At 41.4% G+C, this 14,480-nt stretch carries 7 protein-coding genes; all 7 read left to right on the plus strand.

The window, feature by feature from the left end; translation table 11 throughout:
• Nucleotides 1–5,840 (plus strand): Ig-like domain-containing protein (locus tag LMH66_RS20510; protein ID WP_324295205.1); only part of this gene is annotated, 5,840 nt, incomplete at its 5' end.
• An 89-nt stretch (nt 5,841–5,929) separates the two neighbouring features.
• Nucleotides 5,930–8,104, plus strand: a complete 2,175-nt coding sequence (locus LMH66_RS19985) for a type I secretion system permease/ATPase (protein WP_102529543.1) — start codon at nt 5,930–5,932, stop codon at nt 8,102–8,104.
• Complete coding sequence (locus LMH66_RS19990) at nt 8,104–9,486, plus strand: HlyD family type I secretion periplasmic adaptor subunit (RefSeq protein WP_102529544.1); 1,383 nt, start codon at nt 8,104–8,106, stop codon at nt 9,484–9,486. Before LMH66_RS19985 ends, LMH66_RS19990 begins: the two co-directional genes overlap by 1 nt.
• 76 nt (nt 9,487–9,562) lie before the next feature.
• Complete coding sequence (locus LMH66_RS19995; protein ID WP_277868766.1) at nt 9,563–10,933, plus strand: TolC family outer membrane protein; 1,371 nt, start codon at nt 9,563–9,565, stop codon at nt 10,931–10,933.
• Nucleotides 10,933–11,529, plus strand: a complete 597-nt coding sequence (locus tag LMH66_RS20000) for an OmpA family protein (protein WP_102529546.1) — start codon at nt 10,933–10,935, stop codon at nt 11,527–11,529. The genes LMH66_RS19995 and LMH66_RS20000 overlap by 1 nt, the downstream gene beginning before the upstream one ends.
• A 50-nt stretch (nt 11,530–11,579) precedes the next feature.
• Nucleotides 11,580–12,266 carry a transglutaminase-like cysteine peptidase gene (locus LMH66_RS20005; RefSeq protein WP_420709444.1) on the plus strand — a complete coding sequence of 229 codons (687 nt, stop codon included), beginning with the start codon at nt 11,580–11,582 and terminating at the stop codon, nt 12,264–12,266.
• Between the two features lie 8 nt (nt 12,267–12,274).
• Nucleotides 12,275–14,197, plus strand: coding sequence for an EAL domain-containing protein (locus tag LMH66_RS20010; protein WP_229372634.1), 1,923 nt, complete (start codon nt 12,275–12,277; stop codon nt 14,195–14,197).
• The last annotated feature ends 283 nt before the right edge of the window (nt 14,198–14,480 follow it).

A 14,480-nucleotide genomic window follows, 5' to 3' on the forward strand; every position in this document is an offset into this window, starting at 1 on the left:
AAAACGGTCAAAACGTTGTTAATGCTGACACTGACAATATGGATGCGACTGCGGGTTCTATCGACGTTGCATTAGTGATTAATGACGGCGCAGAAACTGCTGACATTTCTGGTAGCACCACCGATGTGGCGCCAAACTCAACCGTCACCCTAACGCTCACCGATAGCGCTGGCACAGTCCAAGTCATCACCGGCGTGACCGTTGATGCCAATGGCGATTACAGCATTGATGGCGTGGATATTTCAGGCCTGGTTGATGGTGACATTACCGTTGATGCCTCTGCTGTCGACCAAAACGGCCAAACCGTGACTGATGCTGACACTGACAACATGGACGCGACTGCGGGTTCTATCGACGTCGCATTAGTGATTAACGATGGCGCAGAAACTGCCGACATTTCAGGTACCACTACTGATGTGGCTCCTAACTCAACCGTCACCCTAACGCTGACCGATAGCGCTGGCACAGTGCAGGTCATCACTGGCGTCACTGTAGATGCCAATGGCGATTACAGCATTGATGGCGTGGACATTTCAGGCTTAGTTGATGGCGACATCACCGTTGATGCGTCAGCTGTGGATCAAAACGGTCAAAACGTTGTTAATGATGACACTGACAACATGGACGCCACTGCGGGCTCTATCGACGTTGCATTAGTGATTAACGATGGCGCAGAAACTGCCGACATTTCTGGTAGCACTACCGATGTCGCGCCAAACTCAACCGTCACCCTAACCCTGACCGATAGCGCTGGCACAGTCCAAGTCATCACTGGCGTCACTGTTGATGCCAATGGCGATTACAGCATTGATGGCGTAGACATTTCAGGCTTAGTTGATGGCGACATTACCGTAGATGCCTCAGCAGAAGATAGGAATGGTAATACCGTTGTAGCTGATGCCATCGACAATCTGGATGCCACTGCGCCGACATTAGATATTACTATTGCCGACGCAAGTTTAGAGTTTGGCGAGAGCACTCTCGTTACATTTACATTTAGCGAAAAAGTCACAAACTTTAACCTAACGGACGATATCATTGTTAACGGAGGCACATTAAGTGGACTTGTGAGTAACGATGGCGGTGAAACTTGGACTGCTACATTTACGCCAACTGATGGTTACAGTGGTTCAGCGAGCATCACTGTTAATGATGATACCTATACCGATTTATCAGGAAATCTCGGTTCAGGAGATAGTGAATCACTTACTATTGCTGACAACACTGTTGATGCTGTTGATGATGTTGTAGGTACTATATTCTCTACTGCTGCAGACTCAGCTAACAATTGGATTAGCCCAGTAAACGCAGATGGTGAGGCTGACTTTGTCATTAGCGCAAGAAATGCTGATGGTACTACGGGTGTTCTAACTTACAACGAAGAAACAAATCAACTTGGTGTTGATGGTTCCCCAAGAACCTCAGGACAAATTGCAAATCAAATAGAGTACGATTCAGCTACTGGCACTTCAGAAGCCATTGTCATCGATTTTAATGGCTTAGTTAATGAAGCTACATTTACCGTATCTAAAATGTTTGCTGACGAAAATAGTGGCGAGCAAGGTACTTGGTATGCTTATTACAATGGTCAACTCGTCGCCTCCGAGACATTTACAACAACAGAGGGCACTACCGGTACCTTTACTATCAATACCGGAAACATAGTCTTTGATCAGTTAGTTTTTGAAGCCGCACCTACAATCAGTGAAGAAAATGGTGGTTCTCCATTAGCTGACTCTTCTGATTATTATCTTGATTCCGTCACGGTTACAGGTCCAGCGTTAGTTGATGCATTTGTGGTTCAAGAAGATCAAACTTTAGTTATAACTGATATTGCTGATGGCTTATTAGCTAATGATACCGATGCGCAAGGTCATAGTTTCAATATCAGTCATATCAATGGAACAACATTCACACCAGGACAAGCGGTCACATTAACCAGTGGCGCAATCGTCACAATTAATGCTAACGGTACTTATACTTATGACGTAAATGGTGCTTTTGACTCCTTAACTGCAGGTGAATTGGATACAGATACTTTCACTTACACTATTACAGACCAATATGGTGCTGTAGATACTGCTACTGTCACTATAAATATTGTTGGTGTCAATAATGCGCCAGAGCCTGTTACTGACAATTTTGCCATAATTGAAAATGAGCTTTTAACATTCACAACCGACGATCTGATTAACAATGATAACGATGCTGAAAATGATACTTTGACCGTCAGTGGTTTTGCTCCTGATGCATCAGATACAAGTATGATTGATGCAAACGAGGGTGGCGCCTCATTCACAACAGCATTAGGCGGCACTATCACCATCAATGCAGATGGCACTTATAGCTACCAAGCGCCTAGCTTAGTTCATAACGCCGGTGATGTAATCGTTGATACGTTCTACTATCAAGTCACTGATGGTACAGGCAATTCAAGCTGGACAGCCATCACTATTGATGTAACAGATACTGCGCCAACCGCTGTAGACGATCTAGATAGTATTGGTTTTGGTGGAACTGCTTATGGCAATGTAATAACAGGAGCTGGAACTGATGGTTCTGGCGTCGATACTATCGGAGCTGATGCTACTACGGTTAAGAGCGTGTCATTTGATAATACTACCTACTCCAATTTTGATGCTGATGGCAATCTTACAATCGTGACCGACAAGGGTATTTTGATTGTCAATCAAGACGGCAGTTATACCTATGAGTCGACTCAAACAGATACTATTGCAGAAAGTTTTGATTACAACGACCTACTCAATAGTAACGGTATTTCATTAAGTGGCATCAATGATGTTAACAGCCTAGATTTAACCAATTTAGACGCACCTGGTACAAATATTGGTAGCAATGGAAGTCGTTTGGGCGTTGGTGGTAATGTAATCAATAACTCAGAAGCTATGATTATTGATTTAGGTACTGACGACAACTTTACTGAAGCGACGATTGGATTGAATGGGGTCAATGGTTCTGACGTAGCGACTTGGACAGCCTATGCTGCGGATGGTACTACCGTGGTGGCAACAGGAAGCACGACTAACAATAGTATCAACATTATTAGTAATACAGCATTCCAGTATATTGTCTTAACCGCTGGCAATGGCAGTTATGGCTTAAACAGCTTAACTGCGACATCTGTCGGAGATGGCGTATTAAGTTCAGAAGACTTTGATTACATTCTTGAAGATATTGACGGAGATACTTCTGAAGCGACATTAACCGTCAACCAGGATTCAACGCCTATAGCTGACACTGACAGTCAAACTGTGTCAGAAGCTGGACTGGTTGAAGGTACAGAGGAAGGCAGCAATTCCCATATTGCTACGGGTAACTTATTAGATAATGACTCAGGAGTTAGTGCTTCAACTTCAATCACATCTATAGACGGTCAAAGTGCGACTAACGGTATCATTACTATTAATACCGCCAATGGCACGTTAACGGTTTATACCGAAGATGGTGCAGGTATACGTGCAGGTGACTACCAGTACGAACTCACGAATACTAATAACACAAGTACTGATTTACTCGAAAGCTTTAACTATATTATCGAAAATAGCAGTGGTGATTCGAGTAATGCTAACCTTGATATAACCATCGTTGATGATGTGCCAATTGCCAATGATGTGACACAAAATCTACAAACGATATCAGCACCTATAGCAACCAATTTAACCTTCGTACTCGATGTGTCTGGCAGTATGGATGGCAATGCAGGTAATGGTAAAACTTACCTTGAAACAGCCGTAGAATCGTTAACTGCACTGATTAATGAAGTAGATAAAACCGGTAACGTAAATATACAAATCATCACATATTCAAGTGGTACGGCTAATTCAGGTTGGTTACTCGATGATATTGATGGTGCGATTAATTACTTAAACAGTTTAGTCGCAGGTGGTGGTACTAACTATGCAGCTGCAATTAATACTGTAATGAATAGCGGGGATATACCCACTGGCTCAGATCAAGATTTTGTCTACTTTATTTCTGATGGCGTACCAACTGGTGGTCAATCAGTAGACGCAGATTTACAAAGTGAATGGCAAACTTACGTTCAAGATAATTATGATATTTCTTTTGGTATCGGTATCGGAGATGCTGTCTTAGATGCCTTACTACCGATTTCTTTCCCTGAAGTTGACGGAAATGAAGAATATGCCATTGTCGTAGACGACGCAGATGACCTTACCAGTACCATTTTAAACTACTTCGATAACAGTACGATTGTAGGTGATTTGGGGCTGCTTGCAGGCAATAGTACAACTGGTGTATTAATTGGTGCAGATGGTGGCCGTGTTGATACTGTCATAATAGACGGTGTGACGTATACCTATGACCCAGCAAATCCTGAGCAAATATTAACGACTGACTTTGGTGGAATATTTACCATTAACTTTGAAACGGGTGAGTACAACTATTTCATTGAAGTTAACAAGAACATTATCAACGAACAGGAAACGATAGAAGTTCAAGTTGTTGATAATGACGGTGATACTGGGTCATTATCATTAATAATCGAACTTGATTACTATGCGGGTCTTGATGCCAACGTTAATAACATCATTACTAACCAAGCTGATGGCTCAACACTCAATATTGATGCTGCTTACTTAACTCACGGTGATGCGACACCTGATTCAGCAGCGATTACCTCTGTTGACGGTGGCGCGACTTTAGCTAACGGCGTTGTAACGCTTGATAACGCTAATGATGGTGATTCGTTCAACTACACCCTTGAAGGTAATGGTGCGTCAGATAGTGCTGAAGTCACTGTTGACTACCAAACATCTACCACGCTTACTGGTACTCATGAAAACGATATAATTATAGGTAAGTCTACTCAAAGTGGAACGCAAGCAATTGTTAATGCTACAGTAAAATCAGGTAACACCTATAATGCTACCAACCAATTTGGCTTTGAAGTTGCGGCGCTTGCAGCAGGCTTATCTGTCACTCAAATTCAAATTGATTTACGAGCTGGGACAGATGGCAATGCTACCTTCGATATTAGTGACACGACAATAGCTGTAGGTAGTGACTCTGTTGGTATTACAGATTCTGCAAGTGACATTTTTGCAGCGATGACATCTGACAATTCAGTATTAACCATGAACTTTACTGATGGTGACTTTAGCTCTGGAGACTCTTTCTGGTTTGCCTTTGACACAGATAGTCTAGGTAATGATGTCGGTAGCGACTTAGCGGCACAATTTGTTACCTTCACCATAACCCTAAGCGATGGAAGCAGCCAAACTGCAACCTATGTTGATGATGGGCAAAGTGGATCTTCAGGTCAGGTCTATTTTTCTGACAGTGTTCTAGATGGCGGTGCTGGTGATGACGTCTTAATTGCTGGCGATGGTAATGACTTACTCATTGGCGGTGAAGGTGATGACCTATTAATCGGTGGTTTAGGAGATGATTTACTCATCGGTGGCGACGGTAACGATACCTATACCTGGTTAGCAAGTGAAATGGGTAATGACGTTATAGAAGGTTTTGATATCAATTCTGATACGTTAGATTTGAGTGATTTATTGCAAGGTGAAAATACCGATAACCTCTCTGATTTCTTAAGTCTTTCATTTGCAGACGGTAATACCACTATTTCAATAGATGCAGACAACGATAATGTTGTGGATCAAGTCATTGTATTGAATGGGGTTGATTTATCTGATGCTAATAATTATTCCACCACCGATGACGGCGTAATAATTAACGGTCTGCTTGATGATGGTGCGCTCATTGTCGACACCGAACCAGCCGTCTCAGCCCAGAGTTCAGCTTTTGACCCGTTAGATAACGCCCCAGATGGTAATATTATTCCTTAAATACAACACTTTGTTGACGCTACGTAGTAATATGTAAGCGTCAATCAAAGAGATTGTTAATAATTATAAATATGAAGGATCTATATTAGGTGCCAGCAACTGCATCAAACAATCAAGAACAGTGGACGATTTCAGCGTCTCAACGTACCACTGTGGATCCATTACTTGATTGTTTAGTCTTAATGACAGAACATTTTGGTTCTCCATGCTCAAGTGATTCACTTGCGGCAGGCTTACCATTGACCAGTTCCGTCATCACACCAGAGTTGCTGCCACAAGCTGCAGCTCGAGGCGGTTTGTCGGCAAAATTAACCCGCAAAGATCTTAATCAAATCTCTAATATCTTGATGCCATGCATTCTGTTATTAAAGGATAAAAAAGCCTGTATTTTACGCAGCATTGATATTGATGCCGATAAAGCGGTTATTCAGTTACCTGAAACGGGTGGACAAGAATCGTTAACAATAGAAGAGTTAGAAACGCTCTATGTTGGCTACCTATTTTTAGTGAAGCAAGAATTTCGCGGTGATAATAGTTTTGATGTACATATCCATGACAATAAAACTCATTGGTTACTGCAAAGTATTAAAGATTCAGCACCTATTTATCGCGATGCTTTAATTGCCTCTGTATTGGTCAATTTATTTGCATTGGTTTCACCGCTATTTATCATGAATGTCTATGATAAAGTTGTACCTAATTTAGCCTTTGAATCGCTATGGGTTTTAGCTATTGGTGCAAGCATTGCCTATTTATTCGACCTCATTTTGCGTCAATTACGTAGCTATCTAATTGATGTTGCAGGCAAGAAAGTCGATATAATCGTCTCATCGAAACTCTTTGCTAAAGCTATTGGTATCCCATTATCTAAGCGTTCGCCCAGTGTCGGTGGCATGGCTCGACAACTGAGTGAATTTGATAGTATTCGAGAAATATTAACGTCTGCGACTATCACAACACTAGTCGACCTCCCTTTTGCACTCTTATTCGTCACAATTATCTATATTGTCGCGGGTGACTTAGCGATTATTCCTATTATTGCTGGCATCATCATCATCGGATTTACCCTTTATATCCAACCACGCTTAAAAGCCGCCATCGAAGAAAGCAATCGTTTTTCTAGCCTTAAACATGGCCATCTCATTGAAAGCCTTACCGCACTAGAGTCAATTAAAGCCAATGGTGCTGAAGGGTTAGTTCAAAAGAGTTGGCAACAAATGATCGGTCATACCGCTAACTGGCAACTAAAGTCGAAAAAACTCTCAAATGCGGTCAGTAATGTGGCGAATTTTGTGGTGCAGTTCACCGTGGTTTGCGTGGTGATTTTAGGTGTATATCGCGTTGCAGAAAATGAAATTTCAATGGGTGGGATTATCGCTGCGGTAATGCTTTCTAGCCGTGCAATATCGCCGATGGCGCAACTTGCTGGTCTCATTACTCGCGGAAACCAAACAGCCAGCTCACTTCGCCAACTTGATGAAGTGATGAATCAAGAAGAAGAATTTGAGAATAAAGGCCACTTAGTCAGCAAACAACGTCTACACGGTAAAATTGATGCTGATAACGTCGCCTTTAGCTTCCCTGAAGCTGAAAAGCCAGTTCTGCACCCACTATCAATACACATTAAACCAGGTGAACGAGTTGCCATCATTGGTAGAAATGGTTCAGGTAAAAGTACCTTAGCAAAGCTATTAGTGAGTTTATACAAGCCAACACAAGGTAGCCTTCGCTATGACGGCTTAGACACTGGGCAAATACACCCTAGTGATTTACGTAAGAACTTTGGCTACTTGCCACAAGATGTGACTCTGTTTCATGGCTCGATCAAAGATAATATTCTTTTTGGTACTCGCCAAGTCACTGAACACCAATTAATTAGAGCTGTACAGTTATCAGGTGTGAGTATGTTCACCAATCTTGAAGCTGAAGGATTGGATCAACAAGTGGGTGAAGGTGGTTTAGCATTAAGCCGCGGGCAGCGACAAACAGTCGCATTAGCCAGAGCAACGCTAAATGATCCACCTATATTACTAATGGACGAGCCTACTGCCAGCCTGGATGCTCGCGCTGAAAAACAATTTATTCGCTCGATGGAGCATGTAAGTAAAGATAGAACGCTATTACTCATAACCCATAAAATGCACCTATTACGTTTGGTTGACCGTATTATTGTTTTGGATAAAGGTCATGTTGTTGCTGACGGACCTAAAGATAGTGTCCTTGAAAAGATCAATAATGGGTTATTGGCGGGAGGGCGAACTTAATGTCGAACAAGCTCTCAAGCCATGACTTAGAAATGGTAGATGATGTTTATGGCGCCATTATGACCGATGCACCTAGCGGCCATCGGTTAATCATATGGTCTCTTACTGCCATGACGATCTGTTTTTTCATCTGGGCTTATTTCTCTGAACTTGATCAAGTCACCTCTGGCATGGGCAAAGTCATCCCATCTTCTCAAGTACAACTTATTGATAGTTTAGATGGCGGTGTACTCCAAGAAATTTATATACAAGAAGGCATGATTGTCACTAAAGGTCAGCCTTTAGTTAAAATTGATGATATTCGCTTTCGTTCTGATTTTGCTCAACAAGAACAAGAAGTCTATAGCCTACAAACCAATGTCATACGCTTGCGATCTGAATTAGACAGTATCGTGATTTCAGATATGACTTCAAACTGGCGTGAGCAGGTAAAAATAACCAAACAACCTTTGATTTTCCCTGATGAAATCATCGAAGGTGAACCTAACTTAGTCAAGAACCAACAAGCAGAATACTCAGGCCGTTTAGACAACCTCAGTAACCAATTAGAAATATTAGTGCGACAAATACAACAGCGACAACAAGAAACAGAAGAGCTGTCATCAAAAATTACGACACTAACTAAAAGCTACCAACTGATTTCACGTGAACTCGAATTGACCAAGCCATTAGCGCAAAAAGGTATTGTACCTGAAGTCGAACTATTAAAATTAGAACGCACGGTAAACGACATTCAAGGCGAGCTAAAGACGTTACGATTACTGCGACCTAAATTAAAAGCGACCATGGATGAAGCGATCCTCAAACGCCGTGAAGCCGTATTTGTTTATGCGGCAGATTTACGCGCTCAACTTAATGAGATGCAAACAAAATTATCACGTATGAACCAAGCTCAAATCGGTGCATTCGATAAAATTAGTAAATCGATAATAACATCACCAGTAAACGGTACGATTAAAACTCTGCATATGAATACCTTAGGCGGAGTCGTCCAGCCTGGTGAAGAAATCATTGAAATTGTTCCTTCAGAAGATAAGTTGCTAATTGAAACTAAAATCACCCCACAGGATATCGCATTTTTGCACCCTGGCCTGCCCGCTATAGTTAAAGTAACTGCTTATGATTTCACGCGTTATGGCGGCCTAAAGGGCACTGTTGAACATATCAGTGCCGATACCAGTCAAGATGAAGAAGGCAACAGTTTTTACACGATTAGAGTAAGAACTGCTGAGTCAAATTTAATAAAAAATGATGGCACAAAGATGCCAATTATTCCTGGAATGCTCACGTCAGTAGATGTCATCACCGGGAAAAGAACTATCCTTGAGTATATATTGAACCCGATTTTACGGGCAAAAGAGACAGCACTTAGAGAGAATTAGCCAAAAAGCCGGGAGGGTTTTTTACATGAGAATCAACATTAACCAATGCAAAAGCTTAAACATAATAGCATTGGCAATGTCAGCAATATTTGTCGCACCCATGCTTAACGCTCAGTCGTTAGAGCAGGCTGTTGCACATACTTTGGATACCAATCCAGAGCTTAGAATAGCGTTTAATCGCTTCAAAGCTCGCGAAGAGCAAGTCAATCAAGCCATTGCTGGTTATATGCCAACTGTAGATTTAACAGGGGCCTATGGATGGGAACAAACTGATAGTCCTTCAACGCGTCGTAAAAGACAACCAGGTAATGAAAACCTAGATGAAGGCGTCATGGAGCTTGAACGAGGAGAAGCTGGTTTTAGTATCAAACAAATGCTGTTTGATGGTTTCTATACCAGTAGTGAAGTCGATCGCTACTCATTCGAAGCAAGCTCAGAGCAGTGGGCTTTATTCGCTGCTGCAGAAGATATTGCACTTGAAGTCAGCAAAGTTTATATGAACTACATAAAAGCAGAACAGCTGTTAGTTCTGTCTGAAAAAAATCTGAAAAGTCATCAAGATATTTATGCGCAAATTAAAGAACGCACTGACTCTGGTCTTGGTTCAATTGCAGACTTATCTCAGATCTCAGGTCGTTTAGCGCGAGCCAATGCCAATGTAATAGCAGCTAGAAATAACTTATCTGATGCTAAAGCTCAGTATATTCGCATTGTAGAAACAACACCTGACAATTTAGTGACTCCAGTACCTGATATGGACTTACTGCCGCAGAATGTCGCAGAAAGTGTTGTTATGGCACAAGATAATCACCCTATTCTTAAATCTGCTAGTAGCGATATTAAAGCAGCAGATAGAGAGCGTAGTTCGGCACAATCTAACTATTACCCTAAATTCTCATTAGAGCTAAATGGTAATTGGAATAACGATGTCGATGGTGAGGATGGTTATGGTACTGGCACTACATTAGATCCTTACGTCAATGGTTACAGTAATGACCTTGTCGGTATGGTTAGAGTTAAGTACAACTTATTTTCGGGCGGTAAAGATTTAGCTCGAGAAAAGGAAGCCGCTTACAAAATTAACGAAGCAAAAGAAATCCGCCAACGTGCACATCGCCAAGTTGTCGAAGGTGTACATTTGTCTTGGAATGCTTATGAGATGCTTGCACCCCAAAAGCAGTATATTCGAGACCATGTTATCGCTTCAAAAGATACCCAAGTCGCTTACGCGCAGCAGTTTAACTTAGGTCAACGCAGCTTATTAGATCTGCTTGATACTGAAAATGAGTTGTTTCAAGCCCGTAAAGACTACTTACAAACTGAATTCGATGAAACCATTGCTAAATACCGTTTATTGAATGCTACAGGGAGATTACTTGATTCATTAAGAGTTACTCGCCCGGATATTTGGCAAGGGGAACGTGAATATGAAGGGGGAGTAAAATAATGAAATATGTACTTTTACTGCTCACAATATCACTGACTTTTGGTTGCTCGATGCGCGATATTGTTTCAATGGACACACAAACTCAGCAAGAGTTTGATCTTAATGACAATGACAGTGATGGCGTTATCATGGCAAGAGAACGCTGTGTAGAAACCGTCATCGGTGCTGACATAGATAATTATGGCTGTCCTACTGTCAGTGATATTAACGAACGACAAGAACTGCAAATTCTATTTGATAATGACTCTGCTGATATTAATCCACGCTACTATCAACAGATAGAAAAAGTAGCACAACTGATGAAAATGTACCCCAATAGCATCGTCGCTATAGAGGGACATTGCAGTAAAACTGGATCCTATGAGCATAACTTAGCATTATCACAAGCTCGGGCTGACAATGTGGTTAGTGTGCTTACAGAAACCTTTGGAATTGAAGCTTCACGCCTAAGTGCCACTGGTTACAGCTATGATAAACCTATTGTTCTCAGTGAAACCCCTGAGGCTAATGAAGCCAATAGAAGAGTCATGGCAGAAGTGACAGGTGATGATACAAAAACCGATATGAAGTGGCATATTTATAGCGTTGATCAATAAAACCTGTCACTAAAAGGAGCTCATTTTTGCAGGATAAGGGTCGGAAATTCCTGGTCGGAGTAAAACATATCTACCGGTACCCTTTGTTGGCACCGGTATTTATCGTATCAGGTCTTTTTGCAGCAGCCCCTGCACAAATTGATGCTCAAAAAACCATTAGCGCCTTATCGAATCAATATGGTGAACGCGCAGGTAAACGAGCTAAAGCTTGGTTTAAAATCGTTAATGATGCTCAACAACTTGATGATATTACCAAGCTCGAAAAAGTGAACGGCTTTTTTAATTTATTTAAGTTTGTCGATGATAGCGTACTTTGGGGAGAGTCTAATTACTGGGCTTCACCAATGGAGTTTATCGGCGTTAGCGCTGGCGATTGCGAAGATTTTTCTATCGCAAAGTACTTCACCCTATTACAAGTGGGCATTCCTGAAGAAAAGCTCAGGATAACAATGGTTAAAGCGACCTCAGTTAACCAATATCATATGGTGTTGGCATACTATGAAACACCCGGTTCTGTGCCTTTAGTATTGGATAACCTTGATCCAGTGATTAAGCCTGCAACTAAAAGAAGTGATTTATTACCTGTTTATAGTTTTAATGGTAAACAGTTATGGCTCAATAAAGAGAAAGGCAGAGGTGTACTCGCGGGTTCCTCCTCACGTCTTGAAAAATGGAATGATTTACAACTTAGGTTGGGTATCGACAGATTGCGTCAACCCAAGCAAAAAATGGAGTAGTGGCCAAGATGACCCTTTTTCGTCAAATCTATGCGTTGCTTTTTGGTTTATTTTTACTCGTCGTAACCAGCTTAGGTTATGTACAGTTTACTGAAACTCAAAGTTTTCTCATTAAGCAAATGGAATCAGACTTAAACAATGCCAGTCACTCGCTAGGCATTATGCTAGTTCCCGCTCTAGAGAATGGTGATGATGTCGCAGCTGAAACTTTAGTCAACGTGATATTTGAGGGGGGTTACTACCAGCAAATCAAACTCACATGGCTCGTCGATGGTAAGCAACAAGCATGGAACAATGCCATTCGAATTGAAGGTGTGCCTCAATGGTTCATCGATTTAAACCTATTTAACACTATCACTAAAGAAAGTGTTATCACTTCAGGCTGGTTACAACTGGCTAAAATTGAAATAACCGCTCACCCAGGGTTTGGCTACCATGAACTTTGGCGCATTATTTCAAATACCATCATTATATTTTCAATTCTTTTTTTACTCGCCATAGTGTGTGCGCGTTTTGGCCTGAGTTATATATTAAAACCACTCAATTCACTGTCTAAACACGCTCAACAAATTGCTAATCGTCAATTTGGCCCTGACATGCCAGCGCCTAAAACCAAAGAGTTAAAAGAACTTGTTAGCGCATTTAACAGCATGTCAGCTCAACTTAAGCAGGTGTTTAATTCATTAGATGAAGAAGTATCGGCATTACGTAAGAAAAACCTCGTAGATCAAGTCTCTGGCCTTCCTAACCGACAATATATGGTCAGTCGAATCAATGGTTGGTTAGCAGAGCCTAGCAGTGGCGCTATTTTCCTCGCTAAATTTGACTGGTTAGAAGAAGTACACAGCAAGTACGGCTATCAAGTTCGTGATGAAACCATCAAACTACTGTCACAAAAACTCGAACATTATTTGGATGAAGTCGCCCCTTCAGTGATTGCCAGAATTGCAGCGTATGAATTTGCATTCTTAATCTCAGATGTTGAACACGATCAACTGACTAAATATCTACAAACCTTACTTAGAACCTTAAACAAGGAAATTTCTAAAGCAGGCTGTAAACCAAATGAAGGTTTTGCGATAGGAGTCGCTGAGCGAAGTGGTCATATGACAGTGAGTGACATTTTAGCTCAAGCAGATAACGCACTACAAAAGTCACTTACCGACAATAAAGTCTTCCACTGGTTTGAAACCACTGAACATCAATTATTTAGCCGTGAACAATGGCGTGATAATTTAACTGATGCTATTCAGAACAAGAAATTCCAGTTTAGATGGCAGCCTGTATTGCTTACCGAAAATGAAGAAGTTTGCCAACGAGAAGTATATTGCCAGCTTCAGGTGAACGATAAGCTTCAGCATGCAGGCCAATTTATGCCTTATGTTGAGCTGCTTTCATTAGGCACCTTATTAGATCAATGTTTAATCGAAACCGTCATTGAAAACCGATTGCTTGAGCGAAATTATGAACCGTTAGCCATTAACCTAACCTTCCAAAGTATCAGTGATCCTCATTTCCACTCTTGGTTGCAAAACCTTCTGCGAAATAGCCACTTCCCTGAACGGATATGCTTTGAAATACCTGAAGCCAGTGTCTATAGTGATTTAGAAAACTGCGAAAGCCTCTGCAATATTATTAGAGATAATGGAGCTAAATTTGGTATTGACCACTTCGGTCGCCAATTTGGTTCTATGAGCTACTTACAAAGCTTAAGACCAAGTTATGTGAAACTCGATCAATCCTTCGCTTACATGGAAGACGATCAGCACAATACTGAACTATGTCGCGCCCTTGCCAATGTCGCTAAGGGGTTAGACATCCAAGTGATTGTCACCGGTATTCAACAACAAACACAGTTGGATCGTTTTGCATCAATGCGTCTAGATGCCTACCAAGGCTTTATCGCTCCGCCTATCGCAATTACATTTTAACGCGAGAGAATTTAAAGCGAGAGAATTTAAAGCGAGAGAATAAAAGAAAACCACGCAATTGCGTGGTTTTTTTATGGATAAAGAATTTATAGATGAAGAACCCATGCGACAAAGCAATACTTCAGCTCATCCTATGAAATAAAACCAAGTTAACTTTAAGAAACGCAGCAACAAACATTAAATTTCAGACACAAAAAAGCCACTCATTGAGTGGCTTTTTTGTTTATGTGGTCGGTGATAGAGGATTCGAACCTCTGACCCTCTCGTCCCAAACGAGATGCGC

The organism is Shewanella sp. 10N.7 (genome assembly GCF_020806285.1).
Lineage (GTDB): Bacteria > Pseudomonadota > Gammaproteobacteria > Enterobacterales > Shewanellaceae > Shewanella > Shewanella electrodiphila.

Bases quoted from the DNA above. Each gene is read 5' to 3' on its own strand.
- LMH66_RS19990 (WP_102529544.1), top strand. From the start codon at position 8,104: ATGTCGAACAAGCTCTCAAGCCATGACTTAGAAATGGTAGATGATGTT.
- LMH66_RS19995 (WP_277868766.1), top strand. From the start codon at position 9,563: ATGTCAGCAATATTTGTCGCACCCATGCTTAACGCTCAGTCGTTAGAG.
- LMH66_RS20010 (WP_229372634.1), top strand. From the start codon at position 12,275: ATGACCCTTTTTCGTCAAATCTATGCGTTGCTTTTTGGTTTATTTTTA.
- LMH66_RS20000 (WP_102529546.1), top strand. From the start codon at position 10,933: ATGAAATATGTACTTTTACTGCTCACAATATCACTGACTTTTGGTTGC.